Here is a 19176-nt window from a genome sequence, read left to right on the forward strand (position 1 = left end):
ATAATCAGAAGAAAAAAGCAAACAAAAATAGATTTGACCCATTCTCTATTTTGTTTACTCATATTACCAAGTGTTCAATCTGTCAAGGTGATATAAAATAGTATTAATTGATTTTATTTTGTTGCTGCCAACCCTATCATTATCATCCAGCGGTTGCCAGTTAAGTCCAGCGGGATACCAGCCAGTTGTGCCGGGGTTAATCCACCGATGCCTTGGTGTGGCCGGATGTAGTTATAGTATGTCTGCATCCCAGCCGCGAAATCCTCAGCACTGATCTCGCTGTCAAGTGACCGGAATATCTTTGTCCTTTCACGGAAGGTTCCGTTAAGTCGTTCAAGGATGTTGTTGTTCGGCTTTGTCTCGAAGTCTTTTAACCTCAGGTGCGGATTCTGGATTCTACCAAGTCCCATGTATTCCGCCTTAACCGCTCGTCTGTATGCCGGTAATCCGTCAGTGACAATTGCATCTGGCCGGACTTCGGTGATCTCCTTTGCCTTGGCAAGCGGTTTGCGTGCGTCCTTGACGTACCGGGTTTCAGTGACTTGGCAGGCAAGGAGGTAGCGCGTCTTGGCATCCATCAGATTCCAGATCCACTGATAGTACTTCTTCTCACCTTCTTTTTTGATGAACACCGTCGTCTCATCACAGTGCCAGATGTTCCCGACATCGGCTTTGTACTTCTCGGCATATTTGCTGAGGTGTTTCAGGTACTTGTGGATCCAGCGGATAACGGTGGTGTGAACGACAGCAATATTATGGAATTGCTTAAGATGATCCACGATCTTCCGGTCTGATAATCCCTTGAAGTAAAGATCGAGAGTAAGGGTAATCGTTTCAGGGGAGTGCTTCATCCGGCAGAATCCCTTATCAACAACAAAGGTGTGGTTGCAATCTTGGCATACGAACCGCTGAACCGTCCCGTACCTGGTTTTTCTAATCCCCCACTTTCCAACATTCGTGGATTTACAGGACGGGCATGTGATCATCGGTTCCACCGTTTCAATGTCTGTGGATTTGCTTTGCTCCTGTACCTCTCCAGCTATTTTTAATGATAACTGGATGGCGTGAATATGTTTACAGATAACATTTCTCGTCGTGTGATCGGGACAGGTACAAGACCATGCGGCCTGCCCACGCTGTTGGGCGTGGCGGTCTTTGTAGGTGCGGGCCACGTGGTAGTATGCGTCAATGCTCTGCGAACGCACGTCCCACTCATCCTTGTCGGTCTGGATGATGGTATCAGGCTGGCTCAGGATTGCGAGACCCCTTAACTATCTTGGGTCGGTGATTTGTTTTATCATTTTTAACCTCTCCTTTACTTACTTATTATACATTATAATACGTTTTGATACATAATAAACCTTTTGGATACAAATGGATTGAAAAGTATTAAGTAGGTTGAAAACGTATTGTTTAGTGTGGTAAACATGGTTCAAATGCACTCTGCTACATTGAAAGTAATCCAAGGTGGACGGATTACGATCCCCACGGAAGTGCGGGAATTGGAGAACATCCAAGAAGGCGATTACGTCAAAGTGACGATTGAGAAAATCGAGAGGCAAAAGAACCAGTAAGCGCGAGATCAACCGCGAGGCACCAGTTATGATGAAATGCACCCAACAACCGACAACGCACCAGAACCTCTAAAAAATTAGTCGCCCAGCATGTCGAGGAGCTCGAAACCGTCCGCGATATGGTGGAGGCGCTCCTCGCCGATGACAAGTGTCCGCCCGATCTTTTTTTCGTGGTGGTAATCGGTAATGATACACATCGCCTGTTTCTTTGCGATCTTCGAGAGGTTGCTGATGAGTGCAGCCCTTTTCACCACCTTCTGCGCCGTGCCGTAGCCGGTGAGGATCGTGTGCTTGTCGAACGTGAGGAGTGCCTGGAACGGTGCGCCCCGGAGCGTGTGGAGCTGCATCCCGAGCTGTTCGAGGAACTCGATGGGTATGCTGGAGTCGTGCCGTTTATAAGTGGTCTCTCGCCCGGCGCCTGCCGGTTCGCTGCCGACAAGATCGATGGACTCGACCACACCGGTATTAAAGAACTCCTCGATCCTGATCGCAACCTCGAGCGTCGTCCCCATCCCGCTCTCGTACTTGCTGATCGTGCGCCGGGACACCCCGAGCACCTGTCCGAGGTCGCCAAGCGACATGTTGCGCCGCTCGCGGAGCTCCCGCAGGGCGTCGCCGTTGATGTTCACGTACAGCCCGCCGGGCGACGCGTAGACCAGCGGGGGGATCTTCTCGACAAAATAATCGTACAGCGTCGCGATGCTGATCGCATAGATGCCGTACCTGACATAGACCGCCCCCCGTTCGAGTTCGGCTTCGCGGGCGCGTTCACCCACGATCAGGGGCACTGCACCCAGATGCCGGGCGATCACATCGAGATCGAACGCAGCTTCCTCGCTTACCGAATCGATATGAGTCACGACTTTTATCACGAGCAGAGTCCCGTTGTTGCGTGCGATGAGGTCGAAACTCCTCGGGCGGAGAATAAACTTCTCGGATACCTCGAACCCCGCCGAGATCATCACGCTGGTTACCAGCTGGAGCTGGCGTTCCTGGGACATGCAGTTACAAATGGATGGAGCGTGCCCATATATTAATATAGACATGCTGATCGGTATTGATGACACAGATTCACCGGCGGGAATGTGCACCACGTATCTCGGCGCGGTACTGGCCCGCCGGCTGATCCGTGAGCACATGCGGGTACGGGAGGCACGGCTCGTCCGGCTTAACCCGAACGTGACGTTCAAAACCCGGGGGAACGCAGCGATCGCTCTTGATGTGGAGGGCGACCCGGAGCATGCGTTTGCACTCGCATGCGGCATCGTTGAGGAACTTGCCGATTTCTCCTGCGAGAAGACAAACCCCGGGGTTGTCGTAGCAGAGAAACGGCCGGACCCGGCGTTTTACCGGAAGGCAGTGACGGATTTCTGCGAGATCGATGAGGCCGTTGCCGTTCTCGAAGCGGCGGGCGCCCGGTACAAGGGTTGGAAGAACCGGCGCGGCCTTGTCGGGGCGACCGCAGCGGTCGCAAGCGTCTTTGCCGATGCGACCTACGAGATCCTTGCGTACCGCGAACCGGCCCGGTGGGGCACGCCCCGGGAGGTTGACAGGGAGAGCCTCTTTGCCGCAGAGGAGGAGACGTTCCCGCACACGTGGGATACCGTGGATGTTGCGAACCAGGTCGTGGTCTGCGTGCCGCACACACCGGACCCGGTCCTCTTTGGCATACGGGGCGAGAGCCCGGCGTGGGTGATGGCGGCCCGCTCGTTCATCGAATCCGAGAAACCGGCGCTCGAACAGATCTGGGTGACGAACCAGGGGACCGATGCCCACCTCGTCCCCGGGACATGCGGCGCATTGCGTGAAGGGATCTCGTACCGGGTGTGGGGCGTTGTTGCCGGCCGGCCGGCAACCGGGGCCGGTGGGCATGTCTCATTTATGATCCGGGATGACGATGCGGAGGCCCGGTGCATGGCATATGAGCCGACAAAAAATTTCCGGGACACAGTAAGGGCGCTGGTGCCGGGCGATGAGATTGTCGCTGTCGGGAGTTACAAGAAAGGGAGCATCAACTTAGAGAAGATGTGCCTTGTCTCACCAGCACGGGATCTCCGGATAACGGCACCGCAGTGCACCGCGTGCAACAAACGCATGACGAGCGACGGGAAGGGCAAGGGGTTCAAGTGCCGTAAGTGCGGGGCACATGCGATGGATCCCGAAGTGCAGGAAATTTCCCGGATGCTCACTGCCGGCTGGTACGAGGTACCGCCGACCGCCCGCAGGCACCTCGCAAAACCGCTGTGCAGAGGGGCGCCGGAGATCCCGTGATTTTTTTAAAACATACGCGGTCACGGTAAGAGGGCTCCGGTCTTTGAAGAAAAAATCCGCATTCAGGAAAGCATATTGCCCGCCCGTTCATTCTTTTTTAATCAAAACCTGTGCCAAACAGGTTTTGCAGAGTGAGAAGGCATGAAAGGAAAACAACCGGAGTATCTCCGCAGCGGGGGGAAGGCGTGTGCAGAGAAGATGGGCTACCACTGGGCGGAAAATTCCGATCTGAAACTCCCGTTTGACGGCCTGATGTACCGGGAGACGGTGATGGTGGCCGTGAAATTAAAAAAGGTCCGGTACGGGATCGATGATGACTGCATCATCGAACAGAAATTTCCGGATGATGTCGCGGCACTCCGCACTCTTCCCCTTTCGCCGTACGTGCTCCGCGAGCTCTGGATACGGACACAGAATGAGCGGGCGTACCGGCGGTTCTATGTCCTCGCCGACACCACCGCGGAGATTGAGGAGAACACAAAAGAAGGGTACCGGAACACTCATTACCGGGAGGCGTACTGGAAGAAGGCACCATACCGGGTCGACATTCCTCTTCACAATGAGGAGGGGGATGATACCTCAAGTCAGAAAACCCCGTAAAACGCTCCGTTTGCCAAACGGACGACCCCTATTTCCAGCTGGAGTGGAAATGATGTCCACGCCCATGCAAAAGTCAGAGGAAAAGAACGCTTTATTAAAACAGGGGAAGTATTGAGGTTTTTGAACCTGCAATACAGACGCTTTCCGGCGCCCCCTTTTTTGGGGGGATACCAAAGGCCGTGCCCGAAAATAACTGCCGCCCGGGGGCTTCTGTGGCCGTATTTTTGAAGATCACCCCGGATGATGATTTATACGTCGATCGTTTCCTCAAGACCGGCGAAGTGCCGGTCCCCGGTAAGGATTTTGAGGTGGTGGATCCGTGCGGTCGCAAGGATCAGGCAGTCCACAGCCCCCATCCCAGAGCCCGCCCGTTTCTGTCCGGCCTTGATCCTGCCGGCGGCAATGGCTGTCTGCCGGTCTACGGGAAGGACTTCGGCATGGGCGGTAATGGTGGCAAGAAGGGCGGCAGTTTTTTCTTCACCAGAGAGATCGCCCAGCCGGTACTGGAGTTCGTACAGGGTCAGCACGGAGATCGCCTGCGGGGAATGTTTTTCAAGGCTTGCAAGCGCCCGGTGCCCCCACGGGCTGCCGGAAAAAATCTCCATCCACGAATAGGTGTCGATGAGGATGCCGGTCATTCCTCATCTTCCTTTTGGACTTCCCGGTCATGGTCGCGGTACACGGCTCCCATATCAAGATCAGGCAGGATCCCAAAAAGGGAACCGAGCGGTTTTACCGGGATCAGTTCGATGTGCCCTTGTGTTTCCCGGACCACAAACCGGTCGGCACCGTAATGCTCCCGGATTTTTTTGGGGAGGACCATGCGCCCTGTCGTGTCGATGGTCACAACAGGACCGGATGCATATTCTGCCGCAGGTTCGCTGACGCCCGGGACCCGGGTACGTCTCCCGTGCGGCCAAGTTGTATGTTTCATATCCCATTCTCCACAGGACAATGCAGCGTATGGCAAAATAAAATTTTTGGCAAAAATAAAAAAAATGGCAAAATTATTGCAATGAAATTTTTGTCCGCTGATTGGTTGGTAGAGCGGAGCCTTCCACCACCGCAATCTCATCGACCGACAGCCCGTAGATCCCGTACACCAGCGAATTGATCTGCCGGTCGGTCGAGTCGATCTCCTGAGCGATGATCCGTTTTTCCTCTTCGGACGCTGCCAGACCAAGGTGCCGGTGCAGGTTAAGCATCCCGGTCACGAGCGCGACCATCCGGTCGTGCCGGACCATATCGTCCGGGTCGTCAAAATCCGGGATAGAGACCGGGAACCGGCCAAGGATCTTCCCGGGCCGGCTGTCATCTGCTGTGCCTGTCTCCTCGACGAAACTGCGGAGCATGAACGCGGCGAGCCGGCTGTTGAGAATTCCCAGCAGGTACGGGCTCCCGGACGGGATGATACCGGTGTGCCCGCCGACCACTGCCCGGCTGCTGCCGAGGGTGAAACGTGGCGGGAACACCCGGGCTGAAAAAATAATCCGGTCTTTCTCCTGCCGCCTCATTTCCAGGTCGCAGGCAACCTCCCACCAGTAATCGCCCTGCGATGGCCGGTCTTTTAAGAGTGCCTCGTGCTCTTTGAGGTGGCGGGCGATGCCCGGGTGCCTCTTCTTCAGCCATCGCCACGCGTGGCCGGCAGCCGCGGGATGCCGGTCAGTCCAACCCTGCGGGATGAAAATACAGTACTTTTCAGGGATCAAAACATGATACCTCCCGATCACTTCCCCGTCAACATACGGAAGTATCAGGTTTTTGCACCGCGGGTCTTCGTGGATCAATTGCTTTCGCTGACTCTCTTCGATCACGAGCACGACTTCCGGTTCGATCGCAATACCGCACCGGATCTCCCCGAGCATGTAATCCTCAAGCGGCGTCCCGGCCCGGGAAATTTTTTTAATCAGCTGTTCCTTTCTCGTGTCGCGGAATGTCCAGCCCCTGCCAGAAAGAGTCTGCTGATCGACAGGAAATCCCGGGATTTCCCTCACTTCGGCTGCACCCCCGTAAGCCGCGCCGGTCAGGGATAACCCCGTAAGCCGCACGACAAACGGATGCAAGGGCGGAGTATTTGTGAGCCGGAGAAAACAGGAGCCGTCATCAGCACCACCGGCAATCACGATCTCGTCGATCTGCCGGGTGAGCAGCAGTTCCCGCAACGGTGCGCCGGACTTTGCGTGGAGCCACCGGTCCCCGGTCACGGAGCCGAGCACCCCCCGGGGCTGCATGAGTACGAGACCCTTTTCGATAAAAAACGCGGAGGACGAGACCCCTGCGTCGTAAACTGCAAAATGCCGCTGGAAATACTGCTGGAGCCATTCACGTGCCGGCACCGGCCTTTCGGGCGGGCAGCAGATCACCACATCGAACCCGCCGGGCACAAGGATCTCCCCGAAATGTTCCTGCCAGTCAAAAGACCGTAGGGCATGGCGTTCCCGGGCCGGGCAGAAGGCCCACGATTCATCATCCGCAATTTCAGGGCCGATAAGCGCATTCCCGCACCGGATCGTGCCCGAAAGAATCCGGATCAGGTCACGGAATACCGCGAAAAAACCGTCGGGGGGAGTCCCGGCATCTTCCCCTTCGCAGGCCGCAAGAGCAAGCAGCATCCGGGTAGCCGCCACCGCATGGGGATCGAGGTCGAGACCGTGAATGGTATACCGCAGGAGATCGGCCCGCTCCGCAAACGTGAGCCGTTTTCCCCCATGAAATTTGAGGAGATACCGGTACGCAGCGATCAGTGCACGGCCGGCCCCGCACGCGGGATCGATGATGCGCAGCGGGAGCAGCTCGTCCGGGGATCGGCCGGCAAGAGCGGCGGCAAGGGTCTGTTCAACCGCATAATCCAGAAACGCCGGGGCGGGAGTGGCATGACCGACGCCGGCATCCGGCCGGTCGACAACGATCGCCTGATGGGCGGCCGACCGCCGGATCGTGCGGGAAAGGTACCGGTCGAAGACACCAGCGGTCTCTTCAAGGGAGATCCGGGAGAAATCGTACGGCCGGTCCGCAGACAGGAGCCGGACGGCGATCGCCTTTATTACCGGATCATCGATCGCGGGACGTTTTCCGAGAATCTGTTTGTGGCGGGCAGTCGCGTACAGGTCTCCCTCCGGATCAGCCCAGAGATCACCAGCATCCGCGAATAATTCTGCACGCCGGCAATCGCTCTCCTCAGCGATAAGGATTTCCCTGAGCCTCCCTCGGGGGATGAAACCCCGGTCTTCTGCGATGGCAAGAATGACAAAAGAAAAAACAACCCGGTGTGCTGCAAGCGTGATCTCTCCGCTCCGTATCCCGATATTGTTGCGGGCCACGCTCCGGGCGAGCTGTTCGCGCCATGTACAGAGATCGCCATAAAATGCCGTCTCCGGACCGGGCAAAGCAGACATCCCCGTTTCACCGCACGGGCTTGCTTCGGGACACCCCATGATGGTAGTACTCGGCGCGGTCAAAACAAGAATGTTGCCGGGCCGGGTGGGGAGATACCGGGCTAAATAAAGGATTGGATCAGATTACCGTGATGCTTTCTGCGGCATCACCCGATGGCTCTTTTGCCCTGACCCCGAGCATCAGCACGATCCCGATCACTTCGAGCACCATGCAGAACAGGAACACCATATCGAACGCACCCGCAAGTTCCCCCGGGTCGATCAAATGGGCGGAATACTCGGCAAGTTTTGGCCCGGCTGCGACCATGGCAATAAGCATGACGGTCGCGACACCGAGCGACGACCCGAGGTTGGTCATCACCTTGACAAGGCCGCTTGTCGACCCGCGGTCCTTCACTGGGCATTCACCCATCACTGCGCTGTTCAGGGGCGAGAATGCAACACCGGTGCCGGCCCCTAATAGGAAGAGGTAGATGCAGACATGGCCCACGCTCGTTTGCCCAGAGATCGTCGAGAGAAAGAACAGCGCAACCGCACAGAGCGCAAAACCGGTGATGATGGGTTTTTTTGTCCCTATCACGTCCGAGATCTTCCCGGCAATCGGGGCGGTGACGATCATCCCTACGGGAAGCGCGAGCAGGATCGTGCCCGCGTTGTCGGTCGGGATCTTCTTGACAATCTCTAAGTAGAACGGCATGATGACCATGACGCCGCTCATCGCCATCTGGATGAGCAGAACGCAGACGTTCTGGAGTGAGTACGCACGGTTGGAGAACAGGGAGATATTGACAAGCGGCTCCCCGGCCCGGCGTTCCTGCAGGTAGAACAGGAGCCAGAAGATCGCCGAGATAACGAGCGCCGCGATGCCCATAACCGGCTTTGTGCCCTGCAGCGTGGTCAGGCCAAAGATCAACGTACCAAGCGCAACAAACACGAGAATGATGCCCCCGTTGTCCATCTTTGCCGAAGGGGAAACCGGGGCGAGGCGGGGGATGATATGCATGCCGAGAATGATTGCAATGATCCCGACCGGGAGGTTGACAAAGAAGATGTACTGCCAGGAAAATGCACTGGTCAGAAACCCGCCGACGACCGGCCCGAGTGCGGCCCCGAGCATCGTAAACATCGCGACGATACCCAGTGCCTGTCCCCGCAGGGAGGTGGCAAGGTACGACGTGACCATGACCGCCCCGAGAGCGCAAATGGCGGCACCGCCCACTGCCTGTACCATCCGTGAAATAATAAGAATGCCAAGCGACGGCGAGAGCCCACAGAGAAGGGAGCCCATGGTAAAAAGGGCAAAGCCGCCGATGAATACGCTCCGGTACCCTTTCATATCCCCGAGACGCGAAGCCGCGAGCAGGAGGCTGACAAGGATAATCAGGTACGCGTTGAGCACCCATGAGACGGCGACCGTGGAGACATCGAAGAATTTTGCAATCGAGGGAAGGGCGATATTCACAATCGTCGCGTCGAGGCCGGCCATAAACGAGCCGAGCGCAACGACAATCACGATCAGCAGGTCTTTTGAGGACATCCTGGCGGGGGCGGAAGATTCAGCCATGATTTTTGTTCCTTTGGTATGAATGATACTCCCCGGCCCTGATAATGGTTTCAGATGGCACTCCGGCCTGAAACGTGCATATTTTAATCCCGACCTGCACGAACAGGAATCGTGAACACACGGGATCACTTCCATGGCACGCAACAACGATATAACAACAACGAGCGGCACGGCATCGTTCAAATCCGTCGCCCAGATCTACGATGGGGACGACCCGTCACCGGAAGAGAGCCGGGATCTCTCGGATCGTGCGGAGGACCGGATCTTCCACGCGATACTTGCCGTCCCAAAAGAATTCCGGGCCGACCTGTGCAGGGACCTCATCATCCGGGCACCGGCACAGGAGCTGATGCCCGATCGGCAGGCCGCGATCATTTCCGCGATTCGGTCGCATTTCCGGTGTCGTGCGGATGAGGTGCAGCGGGATATGAAACTGACCCGGAGGGTCGGCATAAGGGAGTGCCGGCTTACCGTCGCGGTCTGCGTCCCCTCATTTATCGGCATCGCGGTCTGTTCCCAGTTCAAGGGTGATCCACTCGTGGAAGTGATCGAGAACGTACTCGTGATCTTCTGCTGGATCACGATCTGGCAGCCGTTCCAGTCGCTCGTATTCGACCGGTGGACGCAGAAAGAGACCGCGAAGGTTTACCGGAAGATTGCGGAGATGGAGATCCGCGTCGTTCCCACGGGATAAATGACTGAAAACCGGTGGGTTCTTATAGTAAAAAAAAAGTGGCTTTATTCCACCTTCTTCTCCGTTCCCTTCTTCATCGCTACAAAAATACCGGCAAAGACTGAGACGAGCGCCACAAATGAGACCGCGATGATCGCGTAGACAATGAGGGTAAAGTTGTCCTGCACGATCGGGAGGTTCCCGACAAAGTAACCGACCAGCAAAAAGAGGCCCGACCACATCACGCCGCCAATGACGTTGTAGCCAAGGAACCACACGTAGCGCATCCGCCCGACACCGGCAAGGAACGGGGCGAAGGTCCGGATAAAGGGCATGAACCGGGCGATGACGATCGTAAACCCGCCGTATTTCTCAAAATATTTCTGCGTCTCGTCAAGGTGCTCCTGTTTTACCGGGGAATATTTCCACGCAAGCACTTTCATCTCGAAGGTATGACCGATCCAGTAATTGGCCGTATCGCCGAGCACGGCCGCGAGGATCATCGTTGCGAGCAGGATCCAGATGTTGAGCATGCCGGCCGCCGCAAGGGCTCCTGCGATAAAAAGGAGCGAGTCACCCGGGAGGTACGGCGTGACCACGAGACCGGTTTCACAAAAGATGATGATGAAGAGGAGGACGTACGTCCACATCCCGTACTGCTGAAGGATCACCGGGAGGTACTTGTCAAAATGCAGTACCACATCGAGAATATTGAACGGGAGAACCATGTACAGGATCATTTGAACCGGGAGCGTTAAATGGGTTTTTACGGGAATTTTTTACTGCCTGAAGCACGAAACCCATGGCAGTCCCGCAGTCCGGACCCGGGAGGAACGGGGGTTCTGATGGGGGCAATATCCACTGACCGACGGAGGACCGGGGTCCTCCAAACACAGTTATCAGCCCGAAGCGCCAATATCATTGCAGCATACGGGGAAGGAACAGCGATGACACACCAATGCGATGAACCGGTCACCCAGATGCACCTCAAACCGGCCATGACCGTCGGCGAACTGGTCAATGCGATGGGCAAAGCCGGGGCGTACAACGGCGGCTCGCTCTACCATGCGGCAGAGATCTACGAGCAGATGCTGCGGGATAAAGACACGACAAAATTCTTCGGTCTCGCCGGCGCAATGGTGCCGGCCGGCATGGGGGGGATCGTCTCCGATCTCATCAAAGACGGCCACATCAACATCCTCGTCTCGACCGGCGCAAACCTTACGCACGATATCATCGAAGCAATCGGCTGCCACCACTTCCACGGCACCGCGTTCTGCAACGATATCGAGCTCAGGCACGACGAGATCAACCGTATCTACGATGTCTATCTTCCAAATGAAGCCTTCGAACACTTTGAGACGTTCATGCAGGGTGTGTACGGCGAACTCGAACCCGGCAGCAAAGTCTCAATCTCCGGGCTCCTCCGGCACATCGGCCTGCACTTAAAGACCGGCATCCTTGCGACCGCGGCACAAAAGGGGATCCCGGTCTACTGCCCGGCTGTGCAGGACTCGATGGTCGGCCTCCAGTACTGGCTCTTCTCGCAGACAAACACGGTAACCGTGGACGCGTTTGCCGATATGCCGGCGCTCCTTGACATCTGCTTTGCAACAAAAAAGGCCGGCGCCCTGCTCGTAGGAGGGGGCGTGCCGAAGAATTTTATCCTCCAGAGCATGCTCATGACCCCGAACGGTTTTAACTACGCGATCCAGCTCACCGGGGACCGGCCGGACCTTGGCGGGCTCTCGGGCGCGACGCTTGACGAGGCCCGGTCGTGGGGTAAGATCACTGAGGATGCAAAGGCCGTGACCGTGTATGGCGATGCAACCATCACGCTCCCGGTCCTCGTCGCGGCCGTGATGGAGCGGCTAGAGCCATGCCTGACCTGATCCTCGCGCTGGATATAACCGAAAAGAAACGGGCGCTTCGCGTCGCACACACCTGCGCCCCTTACCTTGACGCGATCAAGATCGGGTACCCGCTCGTGCTTTCGGCCGGCCTCGGAATCGCCGGGGAACTCGCCCGGGAAGGCCTGCCGCTCATCGCTGACTTCAAGGTCGCGGATATCCCGAACACGAACCAGCTCATCTGCGACCAGGTCTTCGCTGCCGGGTTCTCCGGGATCATCTGCCATGGCTTTCCCGGCATGGACTCGGTGAAAGCCTGCGTGGCCTCCGCCCGTGCGCATAAAGGGGAATGTTATGTGGTCGTCGAGATGAGCCATCCGGGGGGAAAGGAGTTCTTTGCCGGCGGGATCGCAGAGCAGATTGCCTCGAACGCGATCATCGCGGGTGCCGACGGGATCGTCGCGCCGGCCACCCGGCCGGACCGAGTCAGGGTCCTGCGCGGGTTTATCGGCAACAAGAAGATCCTCTCCCCGGGGATCGGGGCGCAGGGCGGGGATGCGGATGCGGTAGCCTCGCTCGTTGACGGCATTATCGTGGGCCGGTCGATCTACGAAGCACCGGATCCTGTGGCCGCGGCACAGTCCTACGCGCACCTTCGCAGGGACAAAAAAGCATAAACAAATCCTGTTTTGCGACCCGATCCTCCGGTGCGCGCCAGTAAGTACCGCGAATGCGATATTACCTTCAGGGCACGTTCTAAAAATTTATTAAGCCCTTCTGCAATGTAGTAGTATGGATTGGAGTGCAGAGCAGCGGAAAATTACAGAAAAATACAAGAAACTCGACGATATTCCTGAAACCGAGCGCAAATACAAGTGCCATACCTGCCATCTCATCGTGGACCAGAACCCGTGCCCGAACTGCGGGGAGACCAAACTTGAGATCATGTGCCCGCTCGATAACTGCCACTGCATGCATGAGATGATCTCCGGGATCGAGTATTGCCCCCTCTGCGGCAAGCCCGTCTGCCCCGAGTGCGGTTCCCATGATGTCGTCCAGATCAGCCGGGTGACGGGGTACCTGCAGGACGTCTCCGGGTGGAATGCCGGCAAGCAGCAGGAACTCAAAGACCGCAAGCGCTACTCCGTTGCATGAGATATTATCTCGATTCTGATACTCTTTTTGTCCGCGGTGCGTTCCGCGCCGCAAGCACCGGTATCTCCGGCGGTATCCGGAGCGCCTCCACCCTCTTTAACCACACGGTTCCGGCCGACTGGAGCCATGCTGAACCGGCAAAGGAGATCGAGCTCATCGCTGCTGCGGCCGGTGCCGGCAGGGACGTGCTGGGGCTTCTTACCGCCGTCCCGATCCGGAACCTCTGCGTGCTCCAGTACGATTTTATCACGGTCTTTGTGACCGCCGGCATCCGGCAGGAGCCGGCCGGAGCGAACGGTGCGGGGACGATCAACATCATCGCGTACAGCAGCGAGGGGATGGAAGATTCGGCGCTGCTCGAAACGATCATGGTCGCGACCGAGGCCAAGACCGAGACCATGCTTGCCGCGGGCAGAGTCTCCGGCACCCCCACCGATGCCGTGATTGCCGCGTGCGAAGGGAGCATTCGGCACCGCTATGCCGGCCGGATCACGGAGCCGGGTCGGCGGGTACGGGACGCGGTGCTCAAAGGAGTACCTGAAGCCCTCCGCCGCTACGAAAGCGGCTCGCTGAATGTGGAGCCGGCGTTTTTCATCTACAGCCGGTTCCAGGGAGAGCACTGGGTGGAATGGTCGCCCCACAACTGCCCCTACTATCCCTGCCATTTCCCCGGCCAGCGCTGCGACTTCTGCTACTGCCCGTTTTACCCGTGCAAGAACGAAGAGCTCGGCGAATGGTCAGATAGCTTATCAAACGGCCGGGTCTGGAACTGTTCGGGCTGCACCCTGCTGCATGAGCCGGCCGTTGCCGACTACCTGAAACAATATCCTGAAGCGCCGCTCGCGGAACTGGTGCGCTATAAAGAGAAACAAAAAAAGTGTTTTATTCCTTGATCCCGAGTGCCTTGAGAAGCTCGGTCAGAGGAATGCCGTGCGCTTCCGCTGCTTCACGGATGGTCTCGCCGCGGGCGATTGCGCACCCGACACAGCCCATGCCAAACTTGAAGAGGGCTTCGGTCGCGTCGGGCTTTGCCTGAAGAAGATCATAGATTGTAGAGTCTGCGGTTAATTCAGCCATACTACACTTAGTTCCCGTGCGGGGACATAAATCTCACCATCGCGGCGATGGCCAACCGGCAAACGTTCACTTTCGCAGCGCACGGTACGCAATATATACCATGATAAGATCCGATATACCCTTGGAGATGTATGTATGGATTATTCCGAAGTAACAGAGAGAATCTCCCGTAAGTTTTCCAAAAGCGGAAAAGAGATCGACCGCCAGAAAGTTGAAGGCAAGCTGCGCCGGCTCATCGACGAATTCGGCGTCCAGCCCTCAGAGGCGGAACGCAGTGTCTCAAACGAACTGGCAAAGGAATTCAACATCCCGGCCGCAGGTTCCAGCGGAGGGACGGGGGCAGGCGCGGGCGGCGCGACCGAGCAGAAGGCGATTGCTCAGGCACAGCCCGGCGACTGGGTGACCCTTGAAGGGAAAGTTGTTTCCCTTGCCGCGCCCGCATCCCCGGCCATCGCCCAGAGCGGGATCATTGCCGATGAATCGGGCGGGATCCGGTTTGTGGTCTGGGCGAAGTCCAATGCGCTGAAGATGAAAGAGGGTGCATGGTACCGCATCGAATCGGCCGTGGTGGACGAATACAAAAATATCCCGAACCTCAAGGTGCATTCGGGGACCACGATCACGGAAATCGAAAAGACTGATCCGCTCATCCCGGAACCGTCGCCGATCCGGGATCTCCGGCCCGGTATCGGGAGCGTCCGCGCAAAAGTGATCCAGGAATGGGAAGTCACGCACGACCGTATGCTCCAGTCCGGCCTGCTGGGCGACGAGACCGGCACGGTCAAGTTCGTGATCTGGAAAGAGCCAGGCAAGGAAAAACTCGCCGTGGGCACGGTCTACTCGGTCTTCTATGCGCAGGTGGACGAGTATAACGAACGGCTCTCGCTCAACATCACGACCGCGACGATCATGCAGGAGGAAGGAGATATTGTCACGGCAACTGGCGGCGATGTGGAGATCCGGGGCGCCATCGTACATATCGCACCCGGCTCCGGGATCATCAAGCGCTGCCCGGTTCCGGGATGCAATCGTGCCCTCTCCCGGCAGAACTACTGCCCGATCCACGAGATCCAGCCCAATTTTGTCTACGACCTGAGGATCAAGGGCTGGCTTGACGATGGCGAGAAGACGCACAACATTCTCTTAAAGCGTGACGTCGTGGAAGCGCTGACCGGGATCAATCTCGACCAGGCAAAAGAGATCGCGGAGAACAACCCGCTTGGGATGGACGAGGTCTTTTTGCAGATGCGGGACAAGGTGCTCGGCCGGTACGTGGCCTGCAAAGGCCGCGAGATCGAGAACCGGCTGCTCGTGAATACCTGCGAGCGGATGCACTTCGAGAGCGGGGAGCATGCAAAGCTCCTGAACCGGGCCGGGGGTGCACCATGAGCGGAACGGCACCGGAGATGGGCCGGCGGGACGGGAGTTTCGAGCGCGAGCCGGCACGTCGGGTCTTTGCGAGCGAACTGAGGGAGTGCCGGTACCAGTTCAAGGATGGCGAGGACGAGAAGAGCCCCACGTTCGTGCTCCTCCCGACAGGAGAGCGCAGCAACCGGATCTTCATTGTTGGCACGCTGACCGAGAAGACCCGGCAGGGCGAGCAGAACATCTTCTACCGGGGCCGGGTGATCGACCCGACCGGTACCTTCTTTATCATGGCGGGAAGCTACCAGCCCGAGGCGATGCAGCAGCTCGCAAAGATCGAGACACCTGCATTTGTCGCGGTCATCGGGAAACCGAACCTGTACCAGAAGCCGGATGGTTCGTATCTCGCCTCGGTCCGGGTCGAAGCGATCACGGTCGTGGACAAGGACACCCGGGATCTCTGGGTGCTGGACACGGCCGCCCACACGCTCGACCGTGTCGATGCACTCGCAACCAGCACGAGCCCGGACATCGTCAAAGCAAAGGAGCAGTATCCCAGTGTTGATCCGGCGGTGTACCGGAAGATGGCCTACGATGCGCTGGCGCAGATCAAGATGTAATTTTTTTTAAACCTGACTTTTTTTAAAGAATTGAATGATTTAAACCATATTTTGTGACCGTAGCCCTTGATATTCCTATGGAGCGATAAACGCCGCCGCCCCCGAAGGGACACCCCCGCGGCGGATCAATAAAAAATTACACCTCCCTCGCCCAGCGAGGCCCCGACGAGGCGGCCGAGCGACCCCGAAGGGGTGGGAACCCTTCTCGTTTTTTGAAATATCCGGTCAACACCCCGGTCCCCCTCCACAGTGAAGGCCCGACAGGGACCTAGCAAATCCATTACGCGCCGGGGATTGTTCCGGTTTCTGGTGAACCTGATGTCGTTTCTGACAGGCCGGGGCCGGAATCCCGTGGACCACGTGGGTGTCCAATGGTAGAGCAGGTTGCCCCGTACGTAACCTCTTATACGGTGAACTAATAATACCACAATATCCAAAACCGCCACTGACCGTGACGGGATCGGGGAGGAAAGTATCGGAGGAAGGATCTATGCAAACGGTTTTTGTCCGGCCTGAACTCTGTGTCTGTTGCAGGCATTGTGAAGTTGCATGTGCGGTGGAACACTCACAGAGCAAAACAATTTTTGGCGCAATCGGCGAAGAACGAATTTCCCAGCCGCGCATTCACGTTGAACCCGGGATTGACTACCTGGCTTTCCCGAACCGGTGCCGGCATTGCGATCCGGCGCCGTGCATGCAGGTCTGCCCGACAGATGCACTGGTCCGGGACAAACCCACCGGATCGGTGATTGTGCAGTACCCGTTGTGTATCGGCTGTGCGGTCTGCGCCATGGCCTGCCCGTTTGGGATCATTACGTTTCACCGGGTTTCTCAGATTTCGGCCGACCGTGATGTCAACGCCAAGTGCGACAACTGCATCGAACGGCAGAAAGCCGGGAAGATCCCTGCCTGTGCGGAAGCCTGCAAGACCGGGGCGCTCGAATTCGGCGATGCAAACGATCTCATCCGCGTGAGCAGGAAGGATTTCACCCTGCGGATGCTCAAATCCGAAGGAACCGATGTGGAAGTACCACGGATACCGGAGAATGTCCGGGCGTTCAGGGCAATCTTAAAAGAACTTGCCGAAATGTCCTGATAGGGAGATGAGGAGGGAAAAATCATGATAAACAATTTGCCGGAAGCTCAGAAAATTGTCAAGAACCGTATGCTTGACCGGGCCGATCAGGAAACAGCTATCAAGGCAATGGACGACGGTGTCGAGACTGTCTGGGACCGTTTCGCCAGCCAGCAGCCGCAGTGCGGCTTCGGGAACCTCGGCGTCTGCTGCAACCGATGTGCCATGGGGCCCTGCCGTACCGAGCCGTTCGGGAAAAAACCGACCCGGGGTGTCTGCGGTGCGGAAGCCGATCTCATTGTCGCACGGAACCTGCTTGACGATCTTACCACCGGCGCTGCCGCCCACTCGGATCACGGGCGCGAAGTCGTCGAGGCAATGCTTGCGACCTCGGAAGGCCGGGCACAGGGGTACCAGATCCATGATGAAGGCAAGCTGCACGTGGTCGCGACAGAGTATGGCATAAAAACGGCCGGCCGGAAAAAAGAAGAGATCGCCGGCGAGCTGGCCCGGGCGCTGCTCGAAGAGTACGGGACGCTGAAAAACAGGATCCAGATGACCGAGCGTGCCCCTCAGAAAACCAAAGACGCTTGGAAGAAGGCGGGGATTATGCCCCGCAGTGTCGACCGCGAGATCGTGGAGGCGATGCACCGGATCCACATGGGCGTCGATTCGGATTACACAAACATCCTCCTGCACGCGATGAGAACGGCCCTTTCCGACGGGTGGGGCGGCTCGATGATGGGAACCGATGCCTCCGATATCCTCTTTGGCACCCCGACGCCGCTGAAGGCATGGATAAACCTTGCGACGATCAGCAGGGACAAGGTCAATATCGTCCTCCACGGGCACAACCCGGTCCTCTCCGATATGATCGTGAAGGCGGCAGCGGACCCGGGTCTCGTGAAGCGTGCAAAGGACGCCGGCGCAGCGGGTATCAACCTCGCCGGGATGTGCTGTACCGGGAACGAACTCCTCATGCGGCATGGCATCCCCCTTGCCGGCAGTTTCTTCGATCAGGAACTGGTGATTGCGACCGGGGCAATTGAGGCCATGGTGATCGACTACCAGTGCATCTTCCCCGCGGTAACCCAGACGGCCGGCTGTTACCACACAAAAGTCGTGACCACCAGCCGGAAGGCGAAGATCCCGGGCTCAATCTACAAGGAGTTCCGGCCGGAGAACGCCTACGACACCGCAAAGGAGATCATCGGACTTGCCATCGACAACTTCGCGAACCGGAACCCGGACCGGGTCAGGATCCCGGACAAGCCGATGCAGCTGATGTCGGGCTTCTCGGAAGAAGCGATCCGAAAGGCACTCGGCGGGACGTACAAGCCGCTGATCGATGCCATCGTTGCCGGGAAGATCAAGGGGGCCGTAGGTATTGTCGGCTGCAACAACCCGAAGATAAAGCAGGACTACGGCCATGTCACGCTGGCAAAAGAGCTGATCAGGCGGGACATTCTCGTGGTCGAGACCGGGTGTGCCGCGATTGCATGCGGGAAGGCGGGCCTGCTCGTCCCCGAAGCCGCGGACATGGCAGGACCCGGGCTCAAGTCCGTCTGCAACGCGCTCGGCATCCCGCCGGTGCTCCACATGGGCTCCTGCGTTGACTGCTCGCGCATCCTCGTGCTTGCCGCAAACATCGCAAAGGAACTCAATGTCGGTATCAGCGATCTTCCGCTGGGAGGAGCCGCACCCGAATGGTATTCGCAAAAAGCGATCTCGATCGGGACGTACTTTGTTGCATCGGGCGTCTACACAGTCCTTGGCATCGCACCCAAGATTTTCGGGAGCAAGAACGTGGTAAACCTGCTTGCCGCCCAGCTCAACGGGGTCGTGAACGCGACGTTTGCAATAGAGCCGGACCCGGTAAAAGCCGCAGACCTTCTCGAAGCAGAGATCAACCGGAAGAGAAAGGCGCTTGGGATCTAAAACCCCCTCTGGAAGTTTT

At 57.6% G+C, this 19176-nt stretch carries 20 protein-coding genes; 12 read left to right on the top strand and 8 right to left on the bottom strand.

The features are described from left to right. Window positions 1–113: 113 nt before the first annotated feature. Window positions 114–851, bottom strand: a complete 738-nt coding sequence (locus tag QZN75_RS07045; protein WP_292426594.1) for a DDE-type integrase/transposase/recombinase — start codon at window positions 849–851, stop codon at window positions 114–116. 585 nt (window positions 852–1436) lie between these two features. Here QZN75_RS07045 and QZN75_RS10000 point away from each other — a divergent pair. Next, window positions 1437–1574, top strand: a complete 138-nt coding sequence (locus tag QZN75_RS10000; protein WP_366652808.1) for an AbrB/MazE/SpoVT family DNA-binding domain-containing protein — start codon at window positions 1437–1439, stop codon at window positions 1572–1574. 77 nt (window positions 1575–1651) lie between these two features. Here the strand turns inward: QZN75_RS10000 and QZN75_RS07050 are convergent, their stop codons facing one another. Continuing rightward, a complete protein-coding gene (locus QZN75_RS07050; protein ID WP_292426597.1) occupies window positions 1652–2575 on the bottom strand; it encodes a transcriptional regulator in 924 nt (307 codons plus the stop codon). A 43-nt stretch (window positions 2576–2618) separates the two neighbouring features. Here QZN75_RS07050 and QZN75_RS07055 point away from each other — a divergent pair, with 43 nt between their 5' ends. Continuing rightward, complete coding sequence (locus tag QZN75_RS07055; RefSeq protein WP_292426600.1) at window positions 2619–3845, top strand: tRNA(Ile)(2)-agmatinylcytidine synthase; 1227 nt, start codon at window positions 2619–2621, stop codon at window positions 3843–3845. A gap of 141 nt (window positions 3846–3986) precedes the next feature. Next, window positions 3987–4445: a hypothetical protein gene (locus tag QZN75_RS07060; protein ID WP_292426603.1), complete on the top strand. Its 459-nt coding sequence runs from the start codon at window positions 3987–3989 to the stop codon at window positions 4443–4445. Window positions 4446–4693: 248 nt separating this feature from the next. Here QZN75_RS07060 and QZN75_RS07065 read toward each other — a convergent pair whose 3' ends face one another. The 4 genes from QZN75_RS07065 to QZN75_RS07080 all read right to left on the bottom strand — a co-directional run bounded on the left by QZN75_RS07065 (window position 4694) and on the right by QZN75_RS07080 (window position 9404). Beyond that, entirely contained in the window at window positions 4694–5083 is a 390-nt protein-coding gene (locus QZN75_RS07065) for a type II toxin-antitoxin system VapC family toxin (RefSeq protein ID WP_292426605.1), read from the bottom strand. Further along, entirely contained in the window at window positions 5080–5379 is a 300-nt protein-coding gene (locus QZN75_RS07070) for an AbrB/MazE/SpoVT family DNA-binding domain-containing protein (RefSeq protein ID WP_292426608.1), read from the bottom strand. Before QZN75_RS07070 ends, QZN75_RS07065 begins: the two co-directional genes overlap by 4 nt. Window positions 5380–5452: 73 nt before the next feature. Next, entirely contained in the window at window positions 5453–7831 is a 2379-nt protein-coding gene (locus QZN75_RS07075; protein ID WP_292426610.1) for an Eco57I restriction-modification methylase domain-containing protein, read from the bottom strand. A 127-nt stretch (window positions 7832–7958) separates the two neighbouring features. Continuing rightward, window positions 7959–9404, bottom strand: coding sequence for a DHA2 family efflux MFS transporter permease subunit (locus QZN75_RS07080; RefSeq protein ID WP_292426613.1), 1446 nt, complete (start codon window positions 9402–9404; stop codon window positions 7959–7961). Between the two features lie 133 nt (window positions 9405–9537). Here QZN75_RS07080 and QZN75_RS07085 point away from each other — a divergent pair, with 133 nt between their 5' ends. Next, on the top strand, window positions 9538–10098 hold the full coding sequence (locus tag QZN75_RS07085) for a hypothetical protein (protein WP_292426616.1): 561 nt from the start codon (window positions 9538–9540) through the stop codon (window positions 10096–10098). A 44-nt stretch (window positions 10099–10142) separates the two neighbouring features. Here the strand turns inward: QZN75_RS07085 and QZN75_RS07090 are convergent, their stop codons facing one another. Further along, window positions 10143–10805: a VTT domain-containing protein gene (locus tag QZN75_RS07090; protein WP_292426619.1), complete on the bottom strand. Its 663-nt coding sequence runs from the start codon at window positions 10803–10805 to the stop codon at window positions 10143–10145. Between the two features lie 219 nt (window positions 10806–11024). Between QZN75_RS07090 and QZN75_RS07095 the strand changes: the two genes are divergently transcribed. The 4 genes from QZN75_RS07095 to QZN75_RS07110 all read left to right on the top strand — a co-directional run bounded on the left by QZN75_RS07095 (window position 11025) and on the right by QZN75_RS07110 (window position 13975). Next, window positions 11025–11969, top strand: a complete 945-nt coding sequence (locus QZN75_RS07095) for a deoxyhypusine synthase (protein WP_292426622.1) — start codon at window positions 11025–11027, stop codon at window positions 11967–11969. Further along, window positions 11957–12604 (top strand): orotidine-5'-phosphate decarboxylase, encoded by a 648-nt coding sequence (gene pyrF / locus QZN75_RS07100; protein WP_292426625.1) that lies wholly within the window; start codon window positions 11957–11959, stop codon window positions 12602–12604. Before QZN75_RS07095 ends, pyrF begins: the two co-directional genes overlap by 13 nt. A gap of 115 nt (window positions 12605–12719) precedes the next feature. Next, window positions 12720–13082, top strand: a complete 363-nt coding sequence (gene nrdD, locus QZN75_RS07105; RefSeq protein ID WP_292426627.1) for an anaerobic ribonucleoside-triphosphate reductase — start codon at window positions 12720–12722, stop codon at window positions 13080–13082. Beyond that, a complete protein-coding gene (locus tag QZN75_RS07110; protein WP_292426630.1) occupies window positions 13079–13975 on the top strand; it encodes an adenosylcobinamide amidohydrolase in 897 nt (298 codons plus the stop codon). The genes nrdD and QZN75_RS07110 overlap by 4 nt, the downstream gene beginning before the upstream one ends. Here the strand turns inward: QZN75_RS07110 and QZN75_RS07115 are convergent. After that, window positions 13965–14159, bottom strand: coding sequence for a DUF1858 domain-containing protein (locus QZN75_RS07115; RefSeq protein ID WP_292426635.1), 195 nt, complete (start codon window positions 14157–14159; stop codon window positions 13965–13967). The two genes, QZN75_RS07110 and QZN75_RS07115, sit on opposite strands and share 11 nt — an antisense overlap. A gap of 135 nt (window positions 14160–14294) precedes the next feature. Between QZN75_RS07115 and QZN75_RS07120 the strand changes: the two genes are divergently transcribed. The 4 genes from QZN75_RS07120 to cooS all read left to right on the top strand — a co-directional run bounded on the left by QZN75_RS07120 (window position 14295) and on the right by cooS (window position 19157). Beyond that, window positions 14295–15548 carry a nucleotide-binding protein gene (locus QZN75_RS07120; RefSeq protein WP_292426638.1) on the top strand — a complete coding sequence of 418 codons (1254 nt, stop codon included), beginning with the start codon at window positions 14295–14297 and terminating at the stop codon, window positions 15546–15548. Further along, the gene (locus QZN75_RS07125; protein WP_292426641.1) at window positions 15545–16144 is read left to right on the top strand and encodes an RPA family protein; all 600 of its coding nucleotides are present in this window, start codon (window positions 15545–15547) and stop codon (window positions 16142–16144) included. The genes QZN75_RS07120 and QZN75_RS07125 overlap by 4 nt, the downstream gene beginning before the upstream one ends. 490 nt (window positions 16145–16634) lie before the next feature. Continuing rightward, window positions 16635–17240 carry a 4Fe-4S dicluster domain-containing protein gene (locus QZN75_RS07130; protein ID WP_292426643.1) on the top strand — a complete coding sequence of 202 codons (606 nt, stop codon included), beginning with the start codon at window positions 16635–16637 and terminating at the stop codon, window positions 17238–17240. Window positions 17241–17264: 24 nt separating this feature from the next. Then, window positions 17265–19157, top strand: coding sequence for an anaerobic carbon-monoxide dehydrogenase catalytic subunit (cooS, locus tag QZN75_RS07135; protein ID WP_292426646.1), 1893 nt, complete (start codon window positions 17265–17267; stop codon window positions 19155–19157). The last annotated feature ends 19 nt before the right edge of the window (window positions 19158–19176 follow it).

Origin of the sequence: Methanoregula sp., assembly GCF_003170075.1 — an archaeon.
In the GTDB taxonomy this organism is placed as follows: Archaea; Halobacteriota; Methanomicrobia; order Methanomicrobiales; family Methanospirillaceae; genus Methanoregula.